We start from the raw sequence: 24,509 nt of genomic DNA, 5'->3' as shown, positions 1-24,509 counted from the left end.
GTCCCGCCTTCGCCTGTTAAACCGCAACGACAGGACTCGACTGGACCCCGCCCTGCGGCGGGGCACAATTTTGCCTTTCCTACATCCGGTAATTTGGATTAATCTGGCCCCATGTTGCGACCCCTTGCCTCGTCGTTCCACCTTCGGTTTCCAGCAATTTCCGTGCGGCGATCATCTTCCGGAATAGGGGGTGTGACCCAAAGAATGTTCCCCGCCGCAGGGCGGGGCACGGAAACCGCCTTTACAGGGGAAGAAAGCTTTCTTTTTCTTAACAGTGTAAAGTTTGTAAAGTTTGTAAAGTTCAGCAAGGAAAGAGCCGCATGACAAACTATTTTCGATCCGCGCATATCGCCTTTTGTTCGCTTGCGGCAGCCTGTTTTTCACTCGTGTCTCCCGCGCTCGCGCAAGAAGAATCGCCGCAAGCCACCCCAGCAGAAATCCTCGCCGCTGCCCCGGCCGAACACTGGCTGCCCATCCCCCTCACCGACCTGATGATCCTGACCCTACCAGACGCCCCCGACGGAACGAAACGACAGGCGGTGATCCAGTTACTCCCCGCCAATCTCTCCGGCGGCCATGTCCGCAATGTCCGGACTTTGGCCCGCACGCGGTGGTGGGATGGCACGAAAATCTACCGCGTCGCCAGAGATTTCGTCACCCAGTTCGGCGGCAATCCCGATGCCAAGACGCCGCCCAAGAGCCTCGAGACCGTGCCGGAAAGCGAATATTTCAACCAGGCGCTCGGGGCGAAACGCGACACCGATATGGCGGCGCTGAAGGCAGCGGTGGATTATAGCAATCACTATCAGGGCACGGAAATCGAACCGCTGATGACCATGATTTACGAGAATATGGGTGCGCAGACGGTCGGCTTTGGCGGCGGCTGGCCGATCGGCAGCCAGACCATCGACGGCGAGACGAAATATTATCCGCTGACCTGTCGCGGGTCGCTGTCCCCTGCCCATTATGACCCGCCGGACACCGGCAGCGGCGCGGAAATGTCGGTGATCACCGGCGAAGCGGCGCGCAGCCTCGACACCACATTCGGGATGGTCGGACGAGTGATCGACGGACTGGCGCATTTGCAGAATCTGCCGCTCGGCACCGATCCGGGAGGCTTCTATGCCGACAAGTCGGAATATATCCGGATACAGTCGATCCGGCTGGCCAGCGAGCTGCCGCTGGCAGAACAGCCTTCTTATGAATATCTCGCCAGCTACAGCCCGGCGCTGCTGCAGTTTATCGAGGCCCATGGCGGCTATGGCAATATCTGCACCGTCCCGGTGCCCATTCGGAAAGTTTCACAATAGGGTAATAATATTACAAAGCATCTCGCGCAGACCGTCATTTGCTGGTAATGCAATAGGGTTAGACTCGACAGAACAGGAGCTCCTCCATGCGCGTTGGTACCCCCAGAGAAATCAAGAATCACGAATATCGGGTCGGCCTGACCCCTGAATCGGTCCGTGAACTGACCGCCAATGGCCATGATGTGCTGGTAGAGACCGGTGCCGGCCTTGGCATCGGCGCCGAAGATTCCGAATATGTCGCCGCCGGTGCAACCATTGCTGCGACCGCTGCCGAAGTCTTCGAGAAATGCGAGATGGTGGTCAAGGTCAAGGAACCGCAGGCCATCGAACGCGCGATGCTGCGCGAAGGCCAGATATTGTTCACCTATCTCCACCTCGCGCCCGATCCGGAACAGACCGCCGATCTGGTCAAATCCGGAGCAACCTGCATTGCCTATGAAACGGTAACCGGCACCGGCGGGCTCCCCCTGCTCAAGCCGATGAGTCAGGTCGCCGGACGCATGTCGATCCAGGCCGGCGCGACCGCGCTGGAAAAAGCCCATGGCGGCCGCGGCATCTTGCTCGGCGGCGTCCCCGGCGTGGCTCCCGGCAAGGTCACGATCATCGGCGGCGGTGTCGTCGGTTTCAACGCCGCGCAAATGGCGGCTGGTCTCGGCGCGGATGTGACCATCCTCGACCGCGATCCGGACGTGCTGGAATCGGTCGGCACCCATTTCGAATCGCGCGCCAAGACGCGTTTCTCGAACAAGGCCAATCTGGCCGAATGTGTGGCCGAAGCGGATCTGGTGATCGGCGCGGTGCTGATCCCCGGAGCGGAAGCACCCAAATTGGTCACCCGCGAAATGCTCAAAACCATGCGCCCCGGCTCGGTATTGTGCGACGTGGCGATCGACCAGGGTGGCTGTTTCGAAACCTCGAAGCCGACCACCCACGAGGACCCGACCTACGTGGTCGACGATATCGTGCATTATTGCGTCGCCAATATGCCGGGCGCGGTCTCGCGCACCTCGACCTATGCGCTCAACAATGTGACCCTGCCGCACACGCTGGCGATTGCCAACAAGGGATGGGAAAGCGCATTGCGCGATGACCGGCATCTGGCCGAGGGGCTGAACGTGTGGAATGGTCATGTGACCTACAAGGCGGTCGCCGAAGATCTGGGCTATGACTATATGCCGGTGTCGGAGGTTGTGGGATTGAAGGCTTAAATCGGGTTGAAGGCGATCGCCATATTGTGCACCTGCGCAGGCAGGTGCCCATCTCCAGACGGTTGAGCCGGACGCAATAGTTGGAGATGGACCCCGGCCTTTGTCGGCCACTGAATGAAGGAACAACAGATGGCAGCAGCAGACCAGAATCCCCTCGGATCGGGCTTTCACGCGAAGAGCGAACCGCACGAGATACTCGCCGGCATCGATCTGACCGGCAAGACCGCGATCGTCACCGGCGGCTATTCGGGAATCGGTCTGGAAACCACCCGGGCGCTGGCGAATGCCGGTGCCACGGTGATCATCCCGGTTCGCGATCCGGCCAAGGCGGAGGAGAATCTTTCCTCGATCGAGGGCGATGTCTCCTCGGCAAAAATGGATCTCGCCGATCTCGATTCGGTGCGCGGCTTTGCCTCTTCAGCCTATGACACTATCGATGCGCTCGACTTGCTGATCAACAATGCCGGTATCATGGCCTGTCCGCTGGAACGCGTCGGTCCGGGCTGGGAAAGCCAGTTTGGCGTCAATCATATGGGTCATTTCGCGCTGACCAAGGCGCTCTTGCCCTTGCTCGAAAAAGCAAACGCGCCCCGCGTCGTCGCGCTGTCATCGATCGCCACAAGCGCAATGGCATCCTCTGGGACGATATCCAGTTCGAGAATAGCGAATATCAGAAATGGGTCGCCTATGCCCAGGCAAAGAGCGCCAACGCCCTGTTCGCCAATGCGCTGAGCCGCCGCATGCAGGCCTTTGGTGGCCGCGCTTTCTCGGTCCATCCGGGCGGGATTTTCACGCCATTGCAGCGTCATCTGCCGGTCGACGAGCAGGTCGAACTGGGCTGGCTGAACAAGGACGGCAGCGTGCCCCCGGCGGTTGCCGCAATCTTCAAGACGCCGGCACAGGGCTGCACCACCAGCCTGTGGGCCGCCACCTCACCGCTGCTGAATGACATGCCCGGCGTCTATTGCGAGGATTGCGACGTTGCGCAGCTGACGGGCGAGGATAGCCTGCCCTATCAGCATTGCGCGCCGCATATCACGGTGGATGCAGACGCCGAACGGCTCTGGGAGATCAGCGAGAAATTGCTCGCCGCCGCATGATGCAGACGGAAAACCAGGGTGCGGGTGAATATAGCGGGCTGCTACAGCGCGATGCGAGCGGCTTTCTGTTGCAATGCGATGATGGCCATCGCTACCGGCTCGAACTGCTGCGCACGCCGATTGACGAGGTCGAGAAGCGGGTGGTGGTGACCGGCCGGGTCATCGACAGCACGCTCCTGGAAGCGGACGGGATAAGGCTGGCATGAATTTCGTAGCGGCACAAAATGGCGATATCCCGGCGCTCCGCGCGCTCGTCGAAAGCGCCTATCGCGGAGAGAGCGCGCGGCGCGGCTGGACCCATGAAGCGGATCTGCTCGACGGCCAGCGCACCGATGCCAGGGCATTGCGCGAGATTATCGCCGCGGACAATCAGGTGATCCTGCTCGCGAAGACAAGCGCTGCTATCGCCGGTTGCGTGCAGCTCTCCCGGGTTGGTGAAGGGCTTGCCTATCTGGGACTGCTGACCGTCGATCCCGCCTTGCAGGCAGGCGGTCTGGGCAGGCAATTGCTGTCGAAATCAGAGCGATATGTCCGGGATCAATGGCAGGCCGATGCAATCGAGATGACCGTCATCCGCCAGCGCGAGGATCTGATCGCCTATTACGAACGCCGCGGTTATGCGCGGACCGGCGAGCTGCGTCCCTTCCCGCATGGTGATCGGCGCTTCGGCCTTCCAAAGACCAAGGAACTGGAATTCGCGGTGCTGCGCAAGCCGGTCTAGGCGGCCTTGCCCTCGAGCGCCTTCTGCCGGCGGCGCTGGATCGAGCTGCCCAGACCGAGCGCCTCGCGATATTTGGCCACCGTGCGCCGGGCAATATCGAAGCCCCGCTCCTTGAGCAGGGCGACCAGCTTGTCATCGGACAGGATCTTCTTGGGGTCCTCGTTATCGATCAGGGACTTGATATGACTCTTCACCGCCTCCGCCGAAGCCGCCTCGCCACCGGTCGAGGACTGAATCCCGCTGGTGAAGAAATATTTGAGCTCGAACGTCCCGCGCGAGCAGGAGAGATATTTGTTGGATGTTACCCGGCTGACCGTCGACTCGTGCATCTCGATCTGCTCGGCGACATTCTTGAGCGTCAACGGCCGGAGATGCGCGACACCCTTGCGGAAAAACTCTTCCTGCTGCTTGACGATTTCGGTTGCGACCTTGACAATCGTCCGCTGCCGCTGGTCCAGTGCCTTGACCAGCCAGTTGGCGTCGGCGAGGCACTCGTTCAGCCATTCCTTCGACTGCTTGTCCTGCGCGCCGTCCTTCAGTTCGGAATAATAGCTGCGGTTGACCAGCACTTTCGGCAAGGTAGCGCTGTTCACTTCGATGATCCACCGGTTCGTCCGCTCGGCGATGAAGACATCGGGCACGACCGCCTGCACCGAACCGCCGCCAATCTTGCAGCCAGGCTTCGGATCATAATTGCGCAACTCGCTGATCATGTCCCTCAGGTCTTCATCATCGACACCGCATATCCGCTTGAGCTGCGGCAGTGCCCCTTTGGCCAGCAGATCGAGATTGTCGATCAGCCGCGCCATGGCGGGATCATAGCGGTCGGCGTCCTTCGCTTGCAGCGCCAGACATTCGGCCAGATTCCGAGCGCCAACCCCGACCGGGTCAAGCGTCTGAACCATCGTCAGTATCCGCTTCACGTCTGCCAGTCCGACGTTCAGCCGCTGGGCCAGTTCCAGCAGTTCGGCCTGCAGATAGCCGCACTCGTCAATCTGGTCGATAATATGCTGCGCAATGAACAGGTCCATGCCGGACAAAACGGCTCCCGCCTGATCCATCAGATGTTCGGTCAGCGTAATTTCCGCAACCAGCATATTTTCGAAATCGGATGCTTCGCCTCCCGCCGCCGCGCCGGTGCTGGTCCCGTTCAAACCCAATTGCCCGTCCAGCGCCCCATCGCTTTCGGAAAGGCTGTTATTGGTAAAACTGTCTGTCTCGCCCTGCAAATCCAGCGGCGATTCGGCTTCCGAAGGTCCCGACGTCAATATCTCGTCGCTTCCCTGCGCCGCCGGTTCGCTTTCAACATTGCCATCGGAGCTATCGCCGCTCTCGGTCGCAATCTCGCCGGTATCGAGCAACGGGTTCTTCTCAATCTCGTCGGAGATGAAAGTCTCCAGCTCGAGATTCGACAATGTGAGCAGCTTGATCGCCTGCTGCAGCTGCGGTGTCATCACCAGCGACTGGCTCTGCCGCAAATCGAGGCGAGGCGCGAGTGCCATGGCTAGAGCGCGAAGCCCTCACCGAGATAGAGCCTGCGGACATTGGCATCGGCAACAAGATCTTCGGGGCTGCCGGCGAACAGGACCTGTCCGTCGTAGATGATGCAGGCCCGGTCGACGATATCCAGCGTCTCGCGGACATTATGGTCGGTGATCAACACACCGATACCGCGCTCACGTAACTGGCAGACCAGATCGCGAATATCCGCGATCGATAGCGGATCAATACCGGCAAAGGGCTCGTCGAGCAACACGATCGACGGGCTGGCCGCGAGGGCGCGGGCAATCTCGCAACGCCGCCTTTCACCGCCAGACAGTGCCATCGCCGGGGAACTGCGCAAATTCATCAGTCCGAATTCATCCAACAACCGGTCGAGCGTCTCGGCTCTCACGCTGGCATCGGACTCCACCATCTCGAGCACAGCCAGAATGTTCTGTTCGACGGTCATGCCGCGGAAGATCGAGGTTTCCTGGGGAAGGTAGCCGATTCCCAAAATCGCCCGGCGATACATGGGTAGCGGGGTAATATCCTCGCCGTCGAGCATGATCCGTCCGGCGTCCGGACGGACAAGACCCATGACCGAATAGAAACAGGTGGTTTTGCCGGCCCCGTTCGGCCCCAGCAATCCGACAACCTCGCCGCGGCCAACCGATAGCGATACATCTGACAGAACCGAGCGTTTGTCATAGCTTTTGGCAATCGAAACCACCGCAAGACCGTGCTCCATTGCATCACTGGCCATGGCGGCACCAGGATCGGCCATCGTTGTCGCTTCGGTCGCGGCTATATCATTCATCACTGGTCCTTATCAGCATTGGCTGCCTTGTTTCTCGGCAAATAACATGCCCCATTTTAAACGGAATTGGCAAGCTTTGTGCATGGAAGATTGAATTGCAGTCATAACAGTCGGAAATCCACCGCCCGATAGTACAAGACCGACAGGGCTCACCCACTGTCACGATTGCACTGGAATGACCGGATAACTGGTCGCGAGTTCAGTCTTTCCGCTGGGGAACCGTGAAGGTACCGGACACCCGGCCGCTGGAGTCTTGCGAGCCGACCGAAGCACCGCCGGTGGAGCGTCCGTCAATCGTCGACCGGCCCGATTCGAGGTCGATGATGACACGTCCGCCGGACAGGCGATTCGTGCCCTGCGTGAGCGTAACATTGCCGATCAGGGTGATCAGCCGCCGGTTGAGATCATAAATGGCGACATTGCCCGAAGCAGTGTCGCCGGCCTTGCGAATCGTCACGCCTCCGGACGCGTCGATGCGGTCGATTTCGATACCTCCGGTGCTGCGATAGGCCACCGTCATGCGCGCCGCGTTGAGCGTCAGTCCGGCCTGCTCGACCCGCACCGCACCAGAAAGGACAACCCGGTCGGCCCGATCCTGCACTTCGATCCGTCCAGCGTTGAAGTTCACCGGTGCATTGCTGTCGTGGCTTCCGAACACCTGCGCCGGAGCCGCACCAGCGAACAACAGAAAAGCGGACGCAAGGACGAAGCTACCAGCCGACAGGGAAAGAAAAGAATATGTTTTCATCTAGGGTCTTCTTAGTCCGTTTTGTTCGATCCGCAAACGCGCATTGCCATCCAGACTGACAGTGCGCTCGGCCAGATCCGCTTTGAGCCGGTCCGCACCAAATGTTCCGATATTGGTCCGCCCCTCCACCGCGCCGGCGCTTTGCAGCGTCCGCTGTTTGAGGTCGACGGAGACATTGCTGGTCGAGAGGCGATAGCCGCCGGCAGCTTCGACCTGCACCGGTCCCGGTACCCGGACATTTTCCTGGTCCATATCATAGCGGCCTTCGCTCGCGCGGATCTGCGCCGGTCCTTCTTTCAGCAATATCCGGGCAGAAAGATCCTGCAGTTCGACTATTGCTTCGCTGGAGCTTTTCTGCACGGCGGAACCGGCCTTCAGGGAGAATGGCCGGCCCTGACTGTCTTCACCGCGGTACAGCGCCTCGGTCACGCGCATCCGTTCCTTGGCAACGTCCACGCTATTCTTGTCCAGCACGAAACTCAGTTCCCCGCTGGTTGTGAAGGGCGCCAGAGCGAGCATCGCGCCCAACAGGCCTACCCCCACGGGTAGAATGAAGCGCAGCAATTTGATATTTCTGTCATGCGCGCTGTTGGGAGCGGCAAATTGCTGACGCTTGGTTCGGGGAGGATTGACGGTAGCGGACATAGCTAGGCCCCGATCCCAAGGTTATGACCGAAACGAACAGACAGGATTGTCGCGGCGTCAGGCATGGGCAAAAATATCGGTTTCCGGCCAGCCGGCAAGGTCCAGCCGGGCCCGGTCCGGCAAAAAGTCGAAACAAGCCTGGGCAAGAGCTGTCCGGCCTTCCCGCTCGAGCCGGATTTCAAGCTCGGTTTTCAACCGGTGCAAAAAGCGGACGTCCGATGCGGCATATTCCTGCTGGGCATCGCTCAGCACGGGATTGCCCCAGTCGCTCGATTGCTGCTGCTTTGAAATATCCTGGCCGAGAAGTTCGCGCACCAGTTCCTTGAGGCCGTGGCGATCGGTATAGGTCCGGATCAGCCGCGAAGCGATTTTCGTACAGAAGACCGGCTCCGCCATTACACCCATATAATGTTCGATCGCAGCCAGATCAAAGCGGGCAAAATGGTAAAGCTTCACCCGGTCGGGATCGGACAGGATCGCCCGGAGGTTGGGAGCGGAATAATCACTGTCAGGGCCGAAGCGAACGAGATGCTCGTCATCGCCGCCATCGGATATCTGGAGCAGGCAGAGTCGATCCCGCGGGGTCTGGAGGCCCATGGTTTCCGTGTCCACAGCAACCGGACCGCTAGCCAGGAGACCTGCCGGGATATCCTCTTCGTGAAAAAAAACTGCCATCTATATTTGCCTGTCTATCTAGTCTTTCGGCCACTTTCCTTTTCGTGGCCGAGATGTCGCAAAGACACCCTGTCCGGCTTAGGGGTTTGTTCCCTGGCCAGATCATCGGCTGCAAAAATTGACAGCAGCGCGTCATTGAATATGCTATGTGCCGCAGGCCGGTTCAAACAGCAAGTTTAGTTTGAGCTTTGCCAAGCATAGGAATAACCTATGATAGGGGTTTGACAAGATGGCCGAGAAATTACCCGAACCAGCCGGTCCCGGTTTCGATCTGAACAAGGCAAGCATAATCTCGCTGCTCTATATCGCCGGATTTGTTGTCGGAATAACAGGGCTGGTGGGTTTCGTTCTTGCGCTGATATGGAAAGACGAGGTCACCGGAACCTGGGAAGAGAGCCATTTGCAATTTCATATCATGACTTTCGTGATCGGGCTGGTGGTCGGGATTATCGGCACGCTTCTCACCATCATATTGATCGGCATACCGATTCTGCTGGCCCTGGCGGTCTGGATATTGGTCCGTTCGGTCGTGGCGCTGCTGAAAGCGCAAAAGCACGAACCCTTCGCCGATCCGAAAACCTGGCTTTTCTAAACGGCATTGCCCGAATATCGAATCTGCCCGGTCTGTTTACAAAACACCGAATTCATTCGCTTATCCCTCGGTTTTCCTATATAGTTATACCGTGCGGTAATAGGATTCGCGCGAAACAATGGTCCGGAGCTCGTCCGCTGTGTCATTGAATTTACTAGATAGGGCGAATTGAAAGTGACGTTTTAAGAATGGGTTTTGACAGAAACCGGCGAGGCAGAGGCCGGGACAAGCGCGACGGCTTCGGCGACGAGAACTTCGATGGATATCAAGGCGACAGCGGTCCACCCGTAGAACGATATACGCGGCCGGACAGTGATTTCAGCGGCGGCAGACGGGGCGGTGGAATGCCGGACCAGGTCGTCGGCGAAAGCACCGGCACCGTAAAATTCTTTAATGCGCAAAAGGGATTCGGCTTCATCGTGCAAGACGGTGGCGGCGAAGATGTTTTTGTACATATCAGTCAGGTCGAACGCGCCGGACTGAAAGGCCTGGCGGAAGGTCAGACCTTGCGCTTTTCCTTGGTCGATCGTGGCGGCAAGGTTTCCGCTTCCGACATCCAGATTGAAGGCGACCTTATCGAGGTTCCGTCTGGCGGAGGTTCTTCCCGCGATGATCGTGGCGGCCCTCCCCGCAGGGAACTGACCGGTGAGAAGGCTTCGGGTACCGTGAAATTTTTCAATGGCACCAAAGGCTTTGGCTTCATCCAGCGCGACGACGGCCAACCCGATGCATTTGTCCATATTTCAGCTGTAGAGCGCGCCGGCATGCGCGGGCTGGAAGAAGGCGACAAGCTGGAATTCGAACTGGAAGTCGATCAACGCGGCAAGACAGCAGCGGTCAATCTGGTAGCCAGATAAGGCTTTTCACCACATCCATAGTTCAGAAATGGCGGGCATTGTCCCGCCATTTTTTTTGCACCGGAGAGGCCGTACCGGATCCGCAAAAGCAGCCGAACACAGAAAAGCCCGCCGGATTTCTCCGGCGGGCTTTTCTAAATGTTAAACCGTTAGAAGCGGAAGCTGATTGCACCCGAATAGACCTGGCTGGAAACATCCGACCGACCGACGGTAGAATCGGCGGAAAGATCAAACGAGACATTGCCCATATTGTAGCGCAAGCCGATGCCGACCTCGCCCCAGTCCTTGTCGCGTCCGGCCAGCGCAAACGGAGCCACAGCACCATTTCCACCAACGAAATTCGCTCCGAAGCTGTTCGGATTATTCTCGAATTCATGGACATAATTCATGGATGCGCGCATCTGCAGCTTGCGACCCGGCTTGGACTTGAACTCGATACCGGCCAGTCCCTGAATGCTGCTATAGTCGGGACGGATGATCGTCAAAGCCGGTCCGCCGCCCTGTTCGCTCACGTTGCTGAAGTTGATCTTGGCCGCGCGAGCCCGAATGCCTGGTGCCGCGATCACATCGTTCAGTTCCATCTCTTTCGACAATCCAAGCTCGGCTGCATATACCATGCTGTCGTCGTCGGTTGTCAGGCTGAACGATTGGGTGCCTAGCGACACGGTACGCAACGTTTCCGCATTATAGGTACCCAGCGTCGCCCGACCATCGAGAACCAGGCCGCCGGACATTGCCTTCCGGCCATAGATCGAACCCATGATCGCCTTGGATTGCGCGGAATTGCCTAGAGCAACCGTTGCATCGACATCCGAATAATAAGCCGAGATACCGAGGAACGATGCTTCGTCGAAATAATATTCGAGACCACCCGAGATGAAGAAGCCGTCGAATTCGTCTTCGCCGTCAGAGCCCTGTGCAGGATTGGTGAGTGGCATGGAACCGCCATCACCATTCACAAAACCACCGGCGAGATAGACCGCCATGTTCTCGTTGACATCACCGGAACGGATTTCGGTGTCATCCGCATTGGCAGCAGCGTCGCTCAGAGCGCTGGCTCCATTCACCGCGAGGCCGCCCAGCGAAGTGGCCGCCAGTTGCATCGGACGACCGATTACAGCGATCGTGCCGCCGTTCGAGGAACGGTCGGCAAGACTGATTCTGTTCTGGTAGAAATCGGAAACATTGCCGAGAAAAGCCTGTCCCATGGCTTGAACCGTAGACTCCGTGGTTGGAGCCCAGCTGTCAAAGGTCGCCTGGATGGTACCGGCATCGGTAAAGTCGAGGAAGGTGAACAGATCAGCAACGGCCGCATTGCCGCGGTTGTTGTCCATCAGATCGGCAAAGCTGGTCTGAACCGGATTACCCGCATCGACGACATTCTGATAGCTCTGGGCACTGATAGTCACGTCGACAGCGTTCGCACTATAGCTGAATTCCGAAAGCAGAATCGCCGAAATCTGTGCCGCACCATCAAACTCATCGGTAACGCCGCCAGCCGCTGTTACAATGCGGTAAGTGCTGGGGGTTACCGTCTGGAAACCATCAATCGGTGAAAACACAACCGTGCCACCGATATTGGCTTCTTCGCTTACTGCCAGAAGATCAGAATCCCCGGATGCGCCAATGTCGATCACCAGGGTCGAACCGGATGACAGGATTGCGTTTCCATTCACCGTCAAGGTTCCGATCGTGCCAACCGTACCGGGGGCAATGCCACCCGCAATATTGGTCAGGAACGGCGCATTGATCGTGCCGGACCCTGAAAGCAGACCGGAGAACAGCGAATAGTCACCCACACTGTTCAGCGTCCCGTCGACTGCAATACGACCGGCGGTCTGGTTGACGTCGATCAGTGCGGAAAGACTTGCGCCGCTATTGATCATCAGTCCAGCGGTGCCGCCAACATTCAGTCGGTCAATCGTGACATCGCTGTTCAACGACGTGGTACCCGTCTGACTGAGCGTCACTTCGAAATAGCGAGCATTAACGCCATTTGCGACGTCGGCATCTATATTATCCGGTACAAAATCGGTTGCTCCGGCAAGTCCGTTGTCGAGCGTCGGATCCGGAAGCGGATCGCCTTCGGCCTGAGGGGTTTCTTCCGCACCCTCCGGTCCGCCATTGGCGGTAATAGCAACCGGAGTCGCACCGCCGTTAATGGCAATCTCGCCGACCGGAGTCGCGCCGCCACTGATTGCAATATCCTCGACGATCGTTGCGCCACTGCTGATAGCAATATTTTCAACGATCATGCCTTCGCCGCGAATGGCGGCACTGGCAAGGAACTGAGGCGAGCCTGCCGCTTGCACGGTGGTTGCAGAAGCCTGCGCTTCACCGGTCGGCGAAACGGCTTGCGCGTTCGGTATCTGGGCTACACCGATGGAAGAGCCTGGCGTTGCCGTAGGCGATGGCGTCGGGGTAGGCGTATTGCGTACCGGCGGTGTTCCGGTACCGGTCGCCAAATCAAGGCATTCATCTCCGAGATTATCACCCTCAGGATCGAAACAGACTTCACCAAATTGCGGCGTTGACTGATCGACGCCACCGGATTGGGTGTCAGGGAAACCGTTTACGACATTGCCGTTTTCATCAATGATGCGATAGGCCGGATCAAGATCGGTTTGCCAGTGGGTGGCATCTTCCCAGTCGCCGTCACCCGCTTTTGCGCTGACATAGCGATAGGGGTTCACAGCCGCGATATAATCAGCAAACAGGAACAGCGGTTGGTAAAAGCTTTCCGTACCGTAAGAACTGAAAACCTGCGCTCCAAAAAAGCGCGATCCTCCCGAAAGAACACCGATCTGCAAATCTTCTGTCGACAGGCTGTTGTTCGCCGCATCAAGGATCAGCGGGCCACCGGAGTCACCTCCGGCGGTTGTGCCTTCGAGTTCGAGGGGCTCGTCTTTGTAAAGGTTGAAATCAAATTCATTGGTTTTGTCCGGATCGTCAAAATCAAGCCGGTACAACACCTGTGGCAGATCCCCGAAAGGACTACCGAACAAGAAGTTGTTTCTAGCATCAAATGTGGTTAGCGCACCGAGCATATTTTCGGCTGATTTCCGACGCCAGTCAATGCCAACGGTAGCACCTGTCGTGCCACTGCCGCTACGGCCGTAACCGGAAATTTTTACGTGATAGCCGGTGCCATCGACATCATCAATTTCGCCCGGGTCGGGAAGCGGGGAAAACAGCAGTGCCCAGGTCGGAATATTGGCTGCCGGATCAGACAGTGTTGCCACTGCGATGTCGCCCTCAAGAAATCCAAACGCATTGGGATCAACAAGGGAATCGGGATTGTAAGCGATCTGGCTGATATTATAGACAAAAAGGTCCGGGTTGGATGCAAATCCGTTATTGATCCAGTCGATGAAACCCGGAAGCGAATTACCGCTGAACGAGAATGCGGACGAGATTACGCCATTGGTTTCATAATCCGTTTCCGGGCGGTCGTTGACGCAGTGTGCTGCAAACAGGACGGCACGCGGATTGATCAGGGTACCCGTACAAACAAAGCCGTCATCCCGGAAAAACTGGCCGATACCGTTTACGCTATCTTCCGGATCGCTGATATCTTCCGGCGTATAATTGTCATTCGGCACAATGGCCTGTGCCGGGGTTGCCAGTGCGAGCGTCGCAATTGCTCCAGCCGCGGCTGTACGCAAAAGTACCGATCTTTTGGAATGTCCGAAATTCTTGTTCATCGAAGAATGCCCCTTGAAATATTAGATTAGAATAGACCCCTGTTGTTACTGTGCTTGCTTTTGCGATGTGAATCAAAGCGAAATTTACTAAATCGTGAACTTTGATTACGAAATCGACGGATTTACGGGCCTTTCCGGAGGCAAACATGGAAATTTTGGTTACATATGTGATGATTTGGCAACAGAAATGTCTGGATTCGGGCCAGAAAAACTGCGCCGCCCGCCTACCGAAGCAAACGAGCGGCGAAAATATTGTCAGACGGGCGCGTTCAATCCGGTCCGTCGCCGAGCGATTCGCCCTGCCTAATCTTTCTGTGCGATCTCGAACAGGAACCAAGCCCGCTCTTCGGCCTGATCGGTCCAGTCGTCGAGCATGCCATCGGTAGCATTATCACCCGCTTCTCCTGCCAGTTCCTTTGCTTCGCGCAGCGTTTCGACCAGCTTCAGATTATCGGCGCGCAACTCTTCGAGCATATCCGGTGCTGTCACCTTCGTATCATCATTGTCGGAAAGACTTTGGCGCCGGGCGATATCGCCAATCGAGGTGAGGGTCCGGTGCCCGTTCTTGCGGACCCGTTCCGCGATTAGATCAGTAGTAGCGAGTATCTGCGCCGCATGTTTGTCGAACATCAGATGATAGTCGCGGAAATGGGGCCCCGAAACATGCCAGTGAAAGTTTTTGGTCTTGAGATAAAGGGCAAAGCTGTCAGCCAATATTCCATTCAGTGCCTCGGCTACGGCTTTTTTTGCATTGTCACCTGTCGTCATCTTCAATCTCCTTTGTCGGAATCACCACGTTATGAAATGACTCTTACGACTGATTGACCGATCGATAAAACGGGAAGAATTACTATCTAAGATTGACAATATCGATTTGGCGACATCAGATTATGCCCCACGCACCGAGCGCCAGAATCGCACCGACGACCAGAAAGCCGACGCCACCGGCATATCGGATCGGCACCATCGGGACATGCTCTGCAAGCTGCCGGTGGAATAATATGGCGGGCAGGCAGGCAATCATCACCCCGATCCAGCCGCCAACTGCAGCGAATGCCGCCATGTCGGTCCGCGCGGCAGTGGCCATCAGTACAAATTGGCCCTTGTCGCCCAGTTGCAGAATGAACAATCCCAGAAAAGACGTCCAGAAGGGACCGAAGCGCCACGCTTCCAACAAGTCGACCGGCCGCCGCCAGGCCACCATGCCGACACCCGCCAATAGCAGCGACAGAGCATAGAAGAGCTGCAGGGCGTCTTCGCTGATCCAGCGATGAACCGCCGATCCGGCGATGGCGGAAATCACGCAATTGCAGAGCGTGGCAAGACCGAGCCCCCAGATGACCGGCGAAAGCCGGCCGTATCGTATCGCCAGTGCGGCGCATAATATCTGTGGCCGGTCGCCGAATTCGGCGACGGCCAGCGCAAAAAGCGAAGTTAGAAACGCATCCACTTTGCCGGCGTCAGGCCTGACCGCCAAGACGCAGCGCAACATTGGCCAGCAGCGCTTCGGTCATCGCCGGGTTTATCTCGCCCATATCGAGTGTCGCGCGCATCGCTTCGAGATAGGAACGAACGATGGTTCCGGCGCCGCCATTTGCGATGGCCGGCTGCAATGCGCTCTCCAGCGCACAGCTGAGATCGCGAAGCGCCAACAGTTCGTGCTCTGTCGCTTTCTGCCGCACATGATCAAGATGCATGAGAAATTGCATTGGATGACGAATGGCCAGCTCTGGCCGCAAGTCATCAAGCAAATTCAGCATTTCCGTCTGTACAAATGGGTTTTGATCATGATTCATGGCACTGTCCCTGATTGCATCCAACCATGCAAAAACATGGTTAAATAGTCGTAAACGGAGCAGAGTTTGCTACTATCGCAACCCCGAAGGCTTTTTCTTGACATTCATCGGGCTTTTCACCATTAGCGCGGGAACGAATGCGGCGCTCGATAGCGTCGCTGTTTTTATTTCAGCTTCTGCCTTAAGGAATGCACCATGGCGAAACCAGCCAATGTAAAGATCAAACTCGTCAGCACGGCGGACACAGGCTTTTTCTACGTAACCCGCAAGAACCCGCGGAATCTTACCGAAAAGATGGTGCAGCGCAAATATGATCCGATCGTCCGGAAGCATGTCGAATTCAAAGAAGCCAAAATCAAATAATCCGGCTTTGGCCAGTCTTTAGCGGTGCAGAACTTTCTGCACCGATTCGATGAATTTCGCGACCGATATCGGCTTTGAGACATAAGCCTCTGCCCCGGCACTCAAAATCCGGTCCTCGTCCCCCTTGCCGGCATAAGCGGTGACGGCCATGATCGGTATGATCTTGAGCTGCCCGTCTTTCTTGATCTGCTCGATCAGCTCCAGACCGCTGACATGCGGCAACTGGATATCCATGACGATCAGGTTCGGCACGAAGCTTCGCGCCTTTTCGAGCACTTCACGGCCATCGCTGACCGGCTCGACAACAAAACCGTGGGCCCGTAGCAGATCACAGAATAGCTTGAGGTTCAATTCATTATCCTCAACCACCAATACTCTTTTTGCCACAGCCGGATTTGCCCTTTCAAACTTGCTGGCAAACCATTAGGCGAAAGCGGCAATGGAAACAAATCCCAATCTCGGGCCGGACAGCGAAATCATCGCCTTGCAGGCGCTCGGATGGGTGCTGCAGGATCAGGATCGCGCCGAGCGACTGCTCGCCCTGACCGGCCTCGATCCCCGCGAACTGCGGTCGGGACTCGAAGACCCGACGATGCTGTCATCACTGCTCGGTTTTCTCGCCAATCACGAACCCGATCTTGTCGCCTGCGCCGACGCTATCGGGGTCGCCCCCGCAAAACTCGCTGCAGCAGCGCAGCATTTAAACTCTTCCGGAGACTTTTATGAGTAACAAGCCGCTTCTGATCAGCGATTGCGACGAAGTCCTGCTGCACATGGTGGTCCCGTTCCAGCAATGGCTGGACAGTGACAAGCATATCCATTTCGACCTGGAAAACGGCAATAATTTCGCCAATGCCCTGCGCCATAAACATGATGGGACCCAGGTATTGCCGGAACAGATCTGGCCGATGCTGAAAGAGTTTTTCGACAATGAAATGCACCGGCAGGGCGCGATCGAGGGCGCGGTTGAATCGATCAACAGGCTCGGTGAAATCGCCGATGTCGTGATCCTGACCAATCTGCTCGATGACCGCCGCGAAGCCCGCGCCGAGCAGCTCAAGGCCGTCGGCATCGATTTTCCCGTCTATACCAACCAGGGCGGCAAGGGTGAACTGCTGGCCGGCATTCTCGCGGAATATGAGCCCAGCGTGACTGTTTTTGTCGATGATCTGGGTCACCAGCACGGCAGCGTCGCCAAACATGCACCCGACGTATGGCGCCTGCAAATGGTCGGTGAACCGATCATGGCCAGACATGTCACCACCAACCCGGCCGCCCACGCCCGGATTGATCGGTGGGCCGAGGCTACGGCCTGGATTTCTGACATATTTGACAATGCTGTACCGGCTCCAGCGATGGACTTGCCATCGCAAGAGCTTGACCCTGCCAACCATGCGTGAGAGTTTTGCCTTATGACTGACAATATTGAAAAAGCCCTGATCGCCAAGGGCATTGAATTGCCGACACCGGCAGCCCCGGTTGCCTCTTATGTTCCCGCCATCGAAGTGAATGGCATGCTCCATATTAGCGGACAGGTCTCGATGCACGACGGCAAGCTGATCACCGGGCGGCTGGGTGACGATATGTCGCTCGAAGACGGGCAACAGGCCGCCAAGGCCTGCGCGCTGATGATCGCGGCGCAAATCAAGCGAGCGGCCGGATCACTCGACCGGGTGGACCGGATCGTCAAGCTCGGGGTCTTCGTCAACAGCACCGCGGACTATACCGACCATCCCAAGGTCGCCAACGGTTGTTCGGATATGATGGAAGTAATTTTCGGAGCCGCCGGACAGCATGCCAGAAGCGCTGTGGGTGTGGCTTCGCTGCCGCTCGGTGTCGCGGTCGAGGTTGATGCCATCATTGCTCTGAAACCCGAGTGATCGGGGCGCTGCTAGACAATATGCTCGCGCCGGCTCCGGCGGCCGGACGGGTGGCATTTCTCAAAGGCCAGCCCTACGCGCATCGGGGTCTGCACGGAAGGGGCGTACTGGAAAACAGTCCCGCCGCCTTCGAGGCCGCGATCCAGTTGGGTCACGGAATTGAATGCGACGTCCAGGCCGCCGAAGATGGCCGCGCCTTTGTCTTCCATGACTATGAACTGGACCGGCTGACGGGCCAGAGCGGCCGGATAGGCAACTTGCGGGCCGACGATATTGACCGGATCCAGCTCAATGACGGCCATGGCAAGATTCCGCGTCTGCGCGAAACCCTTGCCCAAATCGGCGGACGGGTCCCGGTCCTTATAGAAATCAAGTCACGAAACAGGCGGGTCGGACCACTATGTCTTTCGGTACGCCGGGCGCTGGAAGGCTATGGCGGTCAAGCAGCGATCATGTCTTTCAACCCGCTGGTCGGTGTCTGGTTTCGCAAAAATGCCGGTCATATCGTCCGCGGTCTGGTGGTTACCGAAGAGGGTAGCAGAAACTGGCGGGGCCGGATCGCGCGCCACCGCAATCTCTGGACCGCAAAGCCCGATTTTCTGGCTTATGATATTCGCGATCTGCCGTCCCATTTTGCCGCGGCCCAGCGGGCGCGGGGCCTGCCCATCGTCAGCTGGACGGTGCGATCCGCCCAGCAGGAACAAACCGCCGCCCTCTATGCAGACGAACCGGTATACGAGATCCCGGAGACCTGAACAGCATGCCCGTCACGCCACCCACCGCCAGCGAAATTGTCGCACGTGCTGCCGGCGATATCGCCAGCCTGCCGGCTGACCAGTGGGATGCCTGCGCAGGATCCGCCAATCCTTTTGTCTCGCACGCATTTCTGTCCGCAATGGAAGAATCGGGAAGCGTCGGCCCGGGTACCGGCTGGAAACCGCTGCCCATCGTCATCGAGGATGCTGCAGGAGAAATCGCCGCCTGCCTGCCCGGCTATCTCAAGTCGCACAGTCAGGGCGAGTATATTTTCGACCAGCAATGGGCCCATGCCTATGAAAATGCCGGCGGCCAATATTATCCCAAGATCCAGATCGCCGCGCCTTTTTCGCCGGTGCCAGGCCCGCGCCTGCTGTTGCGTGACCAATCCCTCGCGGTGCCGCTGTTGCGGGCGGCCGAGCAGCTGGCAGAAAATAACGGAATTTCTTCGGTTCATGCGACTTTTGTCAGCGAGGACCAGCTCGGCTATTTTCGCGAAGCCGGGTGGATGATCCGGACCGACAGCCAGTTCCACTGGCGCAATGACGGCTATCAGAGCTTCGATAACTTTCTAGACGCATTGTCTTCCCGGAAACGCAAGGCGATCCGCCGGGAACGGGCCAAGGCCCAGGATGAAGTGGACATAGCCCATCTGTCAGGAGACGAAATCCAGCCGCATCACTGGGACTATTTCTGGGAATTTTATCAGGATACCGGGATGCGCAAATGGGGGCAGCCCTATCTGACCCGCGAAGCCTTTGACCTGCTGCAGCAGAAGATGGGTGAGAAGCTGCTGCTGATATTTGCAATGCAGGAGGGCGTTCCGGTGGCGGGGGCTCTCAATGTCATTGGTGAAGACACACTATACGGACGCTATTGGGGCTGCACGCGCAACATCCCGTTCCTGCATTTCGAGATTTGCTATTATCAGGCAATCGATGCGGCGATCGCACGCGGACTGAAAACGGTCGAGGCTGGAGCGCAGGGCAGCCACAAGCTGGCGCGGGGCTATCAGCCGGTGCCGACCTGGTCAGCTCATTATATCGTCGATCCGGGATTTCGTTCGGCAATTGCAGAATATCTCGAACGCGAGCGGCAGGCGGTTGCTGCCGATATCGAATTTCTGGCCGAAATGGGGCCATTCAAGAAAACCGGCTAGCGTCAGGCTGCGCGGCGCGAGCATTCCTGCAGCCAGCTGCGCGCTTCCCGCTGCGCTTCGGCAATTTCCCGCGCTGTCATATCAAGCGAGATTTCTGCGCGACAGATCTTGCTCTCGTCATGGCCGGACAATGCCGCCAGGTTGAACCATTTGTGCGCTTCGATCAAATCGACCTCGACGCCATCCGAACCGGTGGAATAGATCACCCCCAGATCAAAATATGCGTTGCTGCTACCATGCGATGCCTCGGCGAGGCGGCTTTCTATCAGAAAGGCCGCGCTTTTCATGCTGTTGCCCATATCGTCAGTCCCTGTTCCTGTTGCCGCATTTCCTGGCGACAGGCCGACTTTCACCGCAATGTCCTAAAGAAATGGTTAACGCGAATCGCAACAATCCGGTTTTACTGCGTCAAAAGCCCGCGAAATCAGCGAGTTTTACCGGTTTATTTGGTTAACCGGACGGCGCTGCAAGCCTAGGAAACAGGGATATTGTCGATCAACCGCGTTCTGCCGATATGGGCGGCGGCGAAAAGACGGGCGGGTTTGCTAAAAATATCGAGAATTGTCAGCCGATTGGCATCGCGAAGCTCGAAATAATCTATTTTGTGAAAGCCGGAAGCGCGTATTCTGGCCTTCGCACCCTCGAGTATATCGGCGATATTGCCGCCCGCCGCGATCGCATTGGCCGCTTCCCGCATAGCATCGGGCAGGGCCACCGCATTGGCTCTCTGCTCTTCAGTCAGATAGGCGTTGCGCGAGGACAGGGCCAGCCCGTCGGGATCACGGACGGTCGGCACGCCGACAATATCATGGGTGAAATCCAGATCGCGCGCCATCCGGCGGATCACGGCAAGCTGTTGATAGTCTTTCTCTCCGAAATAAGCGGCATCGGGGCGGACCTGGTTGAACAGTTTTGCCACCACAGTGGCGACACCGTCAAAATGGCCCGGACGCGCTGCACCGCATAAGCCGTCGCTGATGCCGCCGACACTGACATGGGTGGCATAACCGTCCGGATAGACCTGATCGGCCGTGGGCGCCCACAGCAGCTTTACCCCCGCAGCCTCCAGCAGAGCCGCATCGGCGGCTTCCTGACGCGGATAGGCGTCCAGATCTTCGCCCTCGCCGAACTGGGTCGGATTGACGAAGATTGACGCGACCACCGTATCGCATTGCTCCATCGCCGTTTCCACCAGCCGCATATGCCCGGCGTGCAGAGCGCCCATGGTCGGGACCAGCCCGATCCTGGTTCCGGTTTTGCGAAACGCCGCCAAAGCGTCCCGCAGCAGGTCAAGCTGTCGAACAATTTGCATGGAAATTTCTTTGCGTTTAGATTTTTCAGTCAGGCTCGTGTAGGCTATGGGACGGTAATTCATCGTTCGCAAGGGCCAACAACAGGGGGTATGGATCAGACCGTGACCAGCAGTGCGTATCATATTGTCTTCGCCAACGAAAAGGGCGGGACCGGGAAGTCGACCACCGCAGTCCATGTCGCCGTTGCCCTGGCCTATCAGGGACATAAGGTCGGGATCATCGATCTCGATCCGCGTCAGCGAACATCCTATCGCTATCTGGAAAATCGGGACGCGACGATGCAGCGCCTGAACATCGATATCCCGCACCCCTTTTATGAGGTGTTCGAGGAGGACAATCTGGCCCGCCTCGAGCAGATGATGGCGCAAATGGCGGAAAATGTCGATTTTCTGCTGTTCGACACGCCGGGTCGCGATGACAAATTCGCCCGTTTCGTAGCGACAAGAGCCAATACGCTGGTCACCCCGATCAACGACAGCTTTGTCGATTTTGACCTGATCGGACAGGTCGATCCGGAAACCTACAAGGTCCGCAAGCTCAGCTTTTATGCGGAACTGATCTGGGATGCACGCAAGGCGCGGGCCAAGGCGGACGGCACGACAATCGACTGGGTATTGCTGCGCAACCGGACGCAATATGTCGAAGCGCATAATATGAAAAGAATCGTCGCAGCACTCGGCGAATTATCGCAGAGAGTCGGCTTTCGCATCATTCCCGGCCTCAGCGAGCGGGTAATCTACCGCGAGCTTTTTCCGGCCGGCCTGACCATGCTCGACAAGAAATATCTCGGCCGGCTTGCCACCAGTCATCTGGCCGCGCGCCAAGAATTGCGCGAACTCATCAAGCATCTGGCACTGCCGCAGACCGCGGATCAGATCGCCGCCGACACAGCGGCAACCCGTTCGAAACCCAAGCTGGTGGCCTGACGGATGACGCCGTTGCTGATCTTTGGCGGCGCGATTCTGGCCTGGCTGGTGCTTTCGGGCAAAGCCAAGACGATGACCGCCAACCAATGGCTGGCGCTCGTGGTCGCGTTACTGGCCGCGAATTTCCTGCGCGGCGGCAGCTGGATCATGGGCGGCGCGATGCTCGCCGGAGCGGCGTTTCTGAGCGGCTGGCGGATCTTGATCCCGGCACGTGATGCGGAAGAGCCCAAGCGCAAGCCGCGCAATTTCGAGCTGGACCGGGCGCGGTCTCTACTAGGCGTCAGCGATGAGGCGGGCTTTGTCGAGATCAATGCAGCCTGGAAAGAACGGCTGGCCGAACATCATCCCGACAATGGCGGGGACGAGCAGCTGGCCAAGATGATCAACCGGGCGCGCGACATATTATTGGAAGAATTGGAAGCATCTTCGCGCCGGTAGCCCAGCCGTCACATTTTGTCACTATCGCTGGATTTTCAGGAAACTGCGCCTTAGAAACAAAGGCCAGTCCAATAATGCAAGGCGATGACCATGACCGCTCCGACCTCCCATCAGTTCCATCCCACCTCCCTGCGCGAATATGATATTCGCGGCATTATCGGCGAGACGCTGGGAGCGGAGGATGCCTATGCGATAGGCCGGGGTTTCGGAACCCTGATCGCGCGCGATGGCGGGACGGCGGTGGCAACCGGATTTGATGGTCGCGACAGTTCGCCGATGTTGGAAGAGGCTCTTGTCCGCGGCCTCAATGATGCCGGAATCAATGCCATTTCTGTCGGAATGGGCCCCACTCCGATGCTTTATTATGCCGAATCTATACTGAAAACGATCCAAGGTGGCATAATGATTACCGGAAGTCACAATCCGGCCAATTATAACGGCTTCAAAATGGTTTTTCAGGGCCGCCCCTTTTTCGGCGCCGACATTCTGGGACTGGGCACGATGGCAGCCAGCGGAGACTGGGACAGCGGAACGGGTACGTTGGAGCGGATCGATATCGAGGATGAATATGTCGAGCGCCTGCTGAAGAATTTCACCGGCGGTGCGTTCAAGGTCGGATGGGATTGCGGTAACGGCGCGGCCGGACCGGTGATCGAGAAGCTGACGAAGCTGCTCAGCGATCGCGGCGCCGGCGAGCATCATCTGCTCTTCACCGATGTCGACGGGACCTTCCCCAACCATCATCCCGATCCGACCGAGGAAAAGAATCTCGCCGACCTGAAGGCACTGGTTGCAGAGAAAGGCCTCGACTTTGGCGTGGCCTTTGACGGCGACGGCGACCGCATTGGCGCGATCGACGGCGAGGGTCGGGTGATCTGGGGCGACCAGTTGCTGCAAATCTATGCCGAGGATGTGCTGAAGAGCGAACCCGGCGCGACGATCATTGCGGACGTCAAGGCCTCGCAGGCGCTCTATGACCGGATCTCGGAATGCGGTGGCAAGCCATTGATGTGGAAAACCGGCCACAGCCTGATCAAGTCGAAGATGAAGGAAACCGGTTCGCCTCTAGCCGGCGAAATGAGCGGCCATGTTTTTTTCAAGCATGATTATTACGGTTTCGACGACGCGCCTTATGCCGCGATCCGGCTGATTCAGGCGGCAACCAATATCGGCAAGAGCGTGACGCAACTGCGCAGCGATATGGTGGATATGATCAACACGCCGGAAATGCGCTTTCAGGTCGACGAGAGTCGCAAGTTCGCGGTGATCGACGAAATTTTGGAGCGGCTTTCGGCCAGCGGCGCCGATGTCAACGACACCGACGGCGCGCGGGTCAATACCGAGGACGGCTGGTGGCTGCTGCGGGCAAGCAATACCCAGGATGTGCTGGTCGCCCGGGCCGAAGCCAAATCACAGGACGGGCTCGACCGGTTGATGGCACAGATTGACGAACAGCTGGCCTTGTCGGGGCTGGAGCGCGGGGAAAGCGTCGGACACTGACTTCCGCTTGCTCCCTCGCGTGATTGTCACCGGCCAGCGGCTATCAGATGAAAGTCGAAAGGCTGCCATTTGTCGCGGGACCAATGGAACTGATCACGGATATGGCCGAACAGACAAGAGCGGCGAAACCGACGGCGATTTCCTGACGAAATGTGAAGCGGGGCATGTTTTGTTCCTTCCGGTGGGCGGGATTTATGCGATCAGGGCAGCGCTACTCTGAACCGCAGGACCAACGCTGGCGGAAACCAGGACAGCAGCGGAGAAAAGAGCGGCAACGGCGGCGACGACGTGGTTCTGGATATTTACGTTCAACATTTTTCATTCCTTTTCTTAAATTCAGGCCTTCGAAACGGGTTGTTAGCGAAGATGCCAACAGCTTTGCACGGGGCGTGCCAGTTTCAAAATATTGAAATATTTCAAGATCTTATATCAATGAATCTCGAAAGGAAAACTTGATAGATACCGAGTAGTGGGGAATATTCCCAATATTTGGTTTGGCATTGCTGCCCAATCGACCGG

General features: G+C 57.6%; 31 protein-coding genes. 17 read left to right on the top strand and 14 right to left on the bottom strand.

The features are described from left to right. Nucleotides 1-320: 320 nt before the first annotated feature. The 6 genes from ACHZCJ_RS11005 (at nucleotide 321) to ACHZCJ_RS10980 (ending at nucleotide 4,339) form a co-directional block, all read left to right on the top strand. Nucleotides 321-1,310, top strand: a complete 990-nt coding sequence (locus tag ACHZCJ_RS11005) for a peptidylprolyl isomerase (RefSeq protein WP_321326388.1) — start codon at nucleotides 321-323, stop codon at nucleotides 1,308-1,310. An 86-nt stretch (nucleotides 1,311-1,396) separates the two neighbouring features. Beyond that, nucleotides 1,397-2,518 (top strand): alanine dehydrogenase, encoded by a 1,122-nt coding sequence (gene ald / locus ACHZCJ_RS11000; RefSeq protein WP_321326386.1) that lies wholly within the window; start codon nucleotides 1,397-1,399, stop codon nucleotides 2,516-2,518. Between the two features lie 129 nt (nucleotides 2,519-2,647). After that, nucleotides 2,648-3,250, top strand: a complete 603-nt coding sequence (locus tag ACHZCJ_RS10995) for an SDR family NAD(P)-dependent oxidoreductase (protein ID WP_321326384.1) — start codon at nucleotides 2,648-2,650, stop codon at nucleotides 3,248-3,250. Between the two features lie 8 nt (nucleotides 3,251-3,258). After that, on the top strand, nucleotides 3,259-3,618 hold the full coding sequence (locus ACHZCJ_RS10990) for a hypothetical protein (protein ID WP_321326381.1): 360 nt from the start codon (nucleotides 3,259-3,261) through the stop codon (nucleotides 3,616-3,618). Continuing rightward, nucleotides 3,615-3,824 (top strand): DUF5818 domain-containing protein, encoded by a 210-nt coding sequence (locus ACHZCJ_RS10985; RefSeq protein ID WP_321326379.1) that lies wholly within the window; start codon nucleotides 3,615-3,617, stop codon nucleotides 3,822-3,824. Before ACHZCJ_RS10990 ends, ACHZCJ_RS10985 begins: the two co-directional genes overlap by 4 nt. Next, entirely contained in the window at nucleotides 3,821-4,339 is a 519-nt protein-coding gene (locus tag ACHZCJ_RS10980; protein ID WP_321326377.1) for a GNAT family N-acetyltransferase, read from the top strand. Before ACHZCJ_RS10985 ends, ACHZCJ_RS10980 begins: the two co-directional genes overlap by 4 nt. Here the strand turns inward: ACHZCJ_RS10980 and rpoN are convergent. From rpoN to ACHZCJ_RS10955, 5 genes are all read right to left on the bottom strand, one after another. After that, nucleotides 4,336-5,841, bottom strand: coding sequence for an RNA polymerase factor sigma-54 (rpoN, locus tag ACHZCJ_RS10975; protein ID WP_321326375.1), 1,506 nt, complete (start codon nucleotides 5,839-5,841; stop codon nucleotides 4,336-4,338). The two genes, ACHZCJ_RS10980 and rpoN, sit on opposite strands and share 4 nt — an antisense overlap. 2 nt (nucleotides 5,842-5,843) lie before the next feature. After that, nucleotides 5,844-6,605 carry an LPS export ABC transporter ATP-binding protein gene (lptB, locus tag ACHZCJ_RS10970; protein ID WP_159648037.1) on the bottom strand — a complete coding sequence of 254 codons (762 nt, stop codon included), beginning with the start codon at nucleotides 6,603-6,605 and terminating at the stop codon, nucleotides 5,844-5,846. A 232-nt stretch (nucleotides 6,606-6,837) separates the two neighbouring features. Then, complete coding sequence (locus tag ACHZCJ_RS10965; protein WP_321326372.1) at nucleotides 6,838-7,386, bottom strand: LptA/OstA family protein; 549 nt, start codon at nucleotides 7,384-7,386, stop codon at nucleotides 6,838-6,840. Next, nucleotides 7,387-8,031, bottom strand: a complete 645-nt coding sequence (gene lptC, locus ACHZCJ_RS10960) for an LPS export ABC transporter periplasmic protein LptC (RefSeq protein WP_159646714.1) — start codon at nucleotides 8,029-8,031, stop codon at nucleotides 7,387-7,389. A 57-nt stretch (nucleotides 8,032-8,088) separates the two neighbouring features. Further along, on the bottom strand, nucleotides 8,089-8,706 hold the full coding sequence (locus ACHZCJ_RS10955) for a ribonuclease H-like domain-containing protein (protein ID WP_321326369.1): 618 nt from the start codon (nucleotides 8,704-8,706) through the stop codon (nucleotides 8,089-8,091). Between the two features lie 229 nt (nucleotides 8,707-8,935). Here ACHZCJ_RS10955 and ACHZCJ_RS10950 point away from each other — a divergent pair, with 229 nt between their 5' ends. Then, nucleotides 8,936-9,298: a DUF4870 domain-containing protein gene (locus ACHZCJ_RS10950; RefSeq protein ID WP_321326367.1), complete on the top strand. Its 363-nt coding sequence runs from the start codon at nucleotides 8,936-8,938 to the stop codon at nucleotides 9,296-9,298. Nucleotides 9,299-9,486: 188 nt separating this feature from the next. Further along, complete coding sequence (locus tag ACHZCJ_RS10945; protein ID WP_159646708.1) at nucleotides 9,487-10,155, top strand: cold-shock protein; 669 nt, start codon at nucleotides 9,487-9,489, stop codon at nucleotides 10,153-10,155. Nucleotides 10,156-10,304: 149 nt separating this feature from the next. Here the strand turns inward: ACHZCJ_RS10945 and ACHZCJ_RS10940 are convergent, their stop codons facing one another. The 4 genes from ACHZCJ_RS10940 to ACHZCJ_RS10925 all read right to left on the bottom strand — a co-directional run bounded on the left by ACHZCJ_RS10940 (nucleotide 10,305) and on the right by ACHZCJ_RS10925 (nucleotide 15,655). Continuing rightward, nucleotides 10,305-13,820 carry an autotransporter domain-containing protein gene (locus ACHZCJ_RS10940; protein WP_321326365.1) on the bottom strand — a complete coding sequence of 1,172 codons (3,516 nt, stop codon included), beginning with the start codon at nucleotides 13,818-13,820 and terminating at the stop codon, nucleotides 10,305-10,307. Between the two features lie 342 nt (nucleotides 13,821-14,162). After that, a complete protein-coding gene (locus ACHZCJ_RS10935) occupies nucleotides 14,163-14,627 on the bottom strand; it encodes a DNA starvation/stationary phase protection protein (RefSeq protein WP_321326363.1) in 465 nt (154 codons plus the stop codon). A gap of 115 nt (nucleotides 14,628-14,742) precedes the next feature. Then, a complete protein-coding gene (locus ACHZCJ_RS10930; protein WP_394700101.1) occupies nucleotides 14,743-15,309 on the bottom strand; it encodes a TMEM165/GDT1 family protein in 567 nt (188 codons plus the stop codon). Nucleotides 15,310-15,319: 10 nt separating this feature from the next. Then, a complete protein-coding gene (locus tag ACHZCJ_RS10925; protein ID WP_159646701.1) occupies nucleotides 15,320-15,655 on the bottom strand; it encodes a hypothetical protein in 336 nt (111 codons plus the stop codon). Between the two features lie 195 nt (nucleotides 15,656-15,850). On the opposite strand from ACHZCJ_RS10925, the gene rpmG reads away from it, so the two are divergent. Further along, complete coding sequence (gene rpmG / locus ACHZCJ_RS10920) at nucleotides 15,851-16,018, top strand: 50S ribosomal protein L33 (protein ID WP_108811670.1); 168 nt, start codon at nucleotides 15,851-15,853, stop codon at nucleotides 16,016-16,018. Nucleotides 16,019-16,036: 18 nt separating this feature from the next. Here the strand turns inward: rpmG and ACHZCJ_RS10915 are convergent, their stop codons facing one another. Further along, a complete protein-coding gene (locus ACHZCJ_RS10915) occupies nucleotides 16,037-16,405 on the bottom strand; it encodes a response regulator (protein WP_089133587.1) in 369 nt (122 codons plus the stop codon). Between the two features lie 52 nt (nucleotides 16,406-16,457). On the opposite strand from ACHZCJ_RS10915, the gene ACHZCJ_RS10910 reads away from it, so the two are divergent. From ACHZCJ_RS10910 to ACHZCJ_RS10890, 5 genes are read left to right on the top strand one after another with little or no spacing between them, the layout of a single operon-like run. After that, nucleotides 16,458-16,748 carry a DUF3572 domain-containing protein gene (locus tag ACHZCJ_RS10910; RefSeq protein ID WP_321326354.1) on the top strand — a complete coding sequence of 97 codons (291 nt, stop codon included), beginning with the start codon at nucleotides 16,458-16,460 and terminating at the stop codon, nucleotides 16,746-16,748. Then, a complete protein-coding gene (locus ACHZCJ_RS10905) occupies nucleotides 16,741-17,418 on the top strand; it encodes an HAD family hydrolase (RefSeq protein WP_321326352.1) in 678 nt (225 codons plus the stop codon). The genes ACHZCJ_RS10910 and ACHZCJ_RS10905 overlap by 8 nt, the downstream gene beginning before the upstream one ends. 12 nt (nucleotides 17,419-17,430) lie before the next feature. Further along, on the top strand, nucleotides 17,431-17,898 hold the full coding sequence (locus tag ACHZCJ_RS10900; protein ID WP_321326351.1) for a RidA family protein: 468 nt from the start codon (nucleotides 17,431-17,433) through the stop codon (nucleotides 17,896-17,898). Continuing rightward, the gene (locus ACHZCJ_RS10895) at nucleotides 17,895-18,653 is read left to right on the top strand and encodes a glycerophosphodiester phosphodiesterase family protein (RefSeq protein WP_321326349.1); all 759 of its coding nucleotides are present in this window, start codon (nucleotides 17,895-17,897) and stop codon (nucleotides 18,651-18,653) included. Before ACHZCJ_RS10900 ends, ACHZCJ_RS10895 begins: the two co-directional genes overlap by 4 nt. A 5-nt stretch (nucleotides 18,654-18,658) precedes the next feature. Beyond that, nucleotides 18,659-19,813 carry a GNAT family N-acetyltransferase gene (locus tag ACHZCJ_RS10890; protein ID WP_321326346.1) on the top strand — a complete coding sequence of 385 codons (1,155 nt, stop codon included), beginning with the start codon at nucleotides 18,659-18,661 and terminating at the stop codon, nucleotides 19,811-19,813. A 2-nt stretch (nucleotides 19,814-19,815) separates the two neighbouring features. Here the strand turns inward: ACHZCJ_RS10890 and ACHZCJ_RS10885 are convergent, their stop codons facing one another. Together ACHZCJ_RS10885 and panC are read right to left on the bottom strand one after the other, a co-directional pair. Continuing rightward, complete coding sequence (locus ACHZCJ_RS10885) at nucleotides 19,816-20,112, bottom strand: SEL1-like repeat protein (protein WP_159646690.1); 297 nt, start codon at nucleotides 20,110-20,112, stop codon at nucleotides 19,816-19,818. Nucleotides 20,113-20,285: 173 nt separating this feature from the next. Next, nucleotides 20,286-21,125, bottom strand: coding sequence for a pantoate--beta-alanine ligase (gene panC / locus ACHZCJ_RS10880; protein WP_321326343.1), 840 nt, complete (start codon nucleotides 21,123-21,125; stop codon nucleotides 20,286-20,288). Between the two features lie 90 nt (nucleotides 21,126-21,215). Here panC and ACHZCJ_RS10875 point away from each other — a divergent pair, with 90 nt between their 5' ends. From ACHZCJ_RS10875 to pgmG, 3 genes are all read left to right on the top strand, one after another. Next, complete coding sequence (locus ACHZCJ_RS10875; RefSeq protein WP_394700099.1) at nucleotides 21,216-22,052, top strand: division plane positioning ATPase MipZ; 837 nt, start codon at nucleotides 21,216-21,218, stop codon at nucleotides 22,050-22,052. Between the two features lie 3 nt (nucleotides 22,053-22,055). Further along, on the top strand, nucleotides 22,056-22,490 hold the full coding sequence (locus tag ACHZCJ_RS10870) for a hypothetical protein (protein WP_321326339.1): 435 nt from the start codon (nucleotides 22,056-22,058) through the stop codon (nucleotides 22,488-22,490). A 90-nt stretch (nucleotides 22,491-22,580) separates the two neighbouring features. Continuing rightward, nucleotides 22,581-23,990: a phosphoglucomutase/phosphomannomutase PgmG gene (gene pgmG, locus ACHZCJ_RS10865; RefSeq protein WP_321326337.1), complete on the top strand. Its 1,410-nt coding sequence runs from the start codon at nucleotides 22,581-22,583 to the stop codon at nucleotides 23,988-23,990. Nucleotides 23,991-24,033: 43 nt separating this feature from the next. Here the strand turns inward: pgmG and ACHZCJ_RS10860 are convergent, their stop codons facing one another. Beyond that, the gene (locus ACHZCJ_RS10860) at nucleotides 24,034-24,156 is read right to left on the bottom strand and encodes a hypothetical protein (RefSeq protein ID WP_268893907.1); all 123 of its coding nucleotides are present in this window, start codon (nucleotides 24,154-24,156) and stop codon (nucleotides 24,034-24,036) included. A gap of 26 nt (nucleotides 24,157-24,182) precedes the next feature. Further along, nucleotides 24,183-24,305 carry a hypothetical protein gene (locus tag ACHZCJ_RS10855; RefSeq protein WP_268893906.1) on the bottom strand — a complete coding sequence of 41 codons (123 nt, stop codon included), beginning with the start codon at nucleotides 24,303-24,305 and terminating at the stop codon, nucleotides 24,183-24,185. Nucleotides 24,306-24,509 lie beyond the last annotated feature (204 nt).

Origin of the sequence: uncultured Parasphingorhabdus sp., assembly GCF_963677535.2 — a bacterium.
Classification (GTDB): Bacteria; Pseudomonadota; Alphaproteobacteria; order Sphingomonadales; family Sphingomonadaceae; genus Parasphingorhabdus.
The sequence above is the reverse complement of the archived record's forward strand: the minus strand, read 5'-3'. Positions and strand labels throughout refer to the sequence as shown.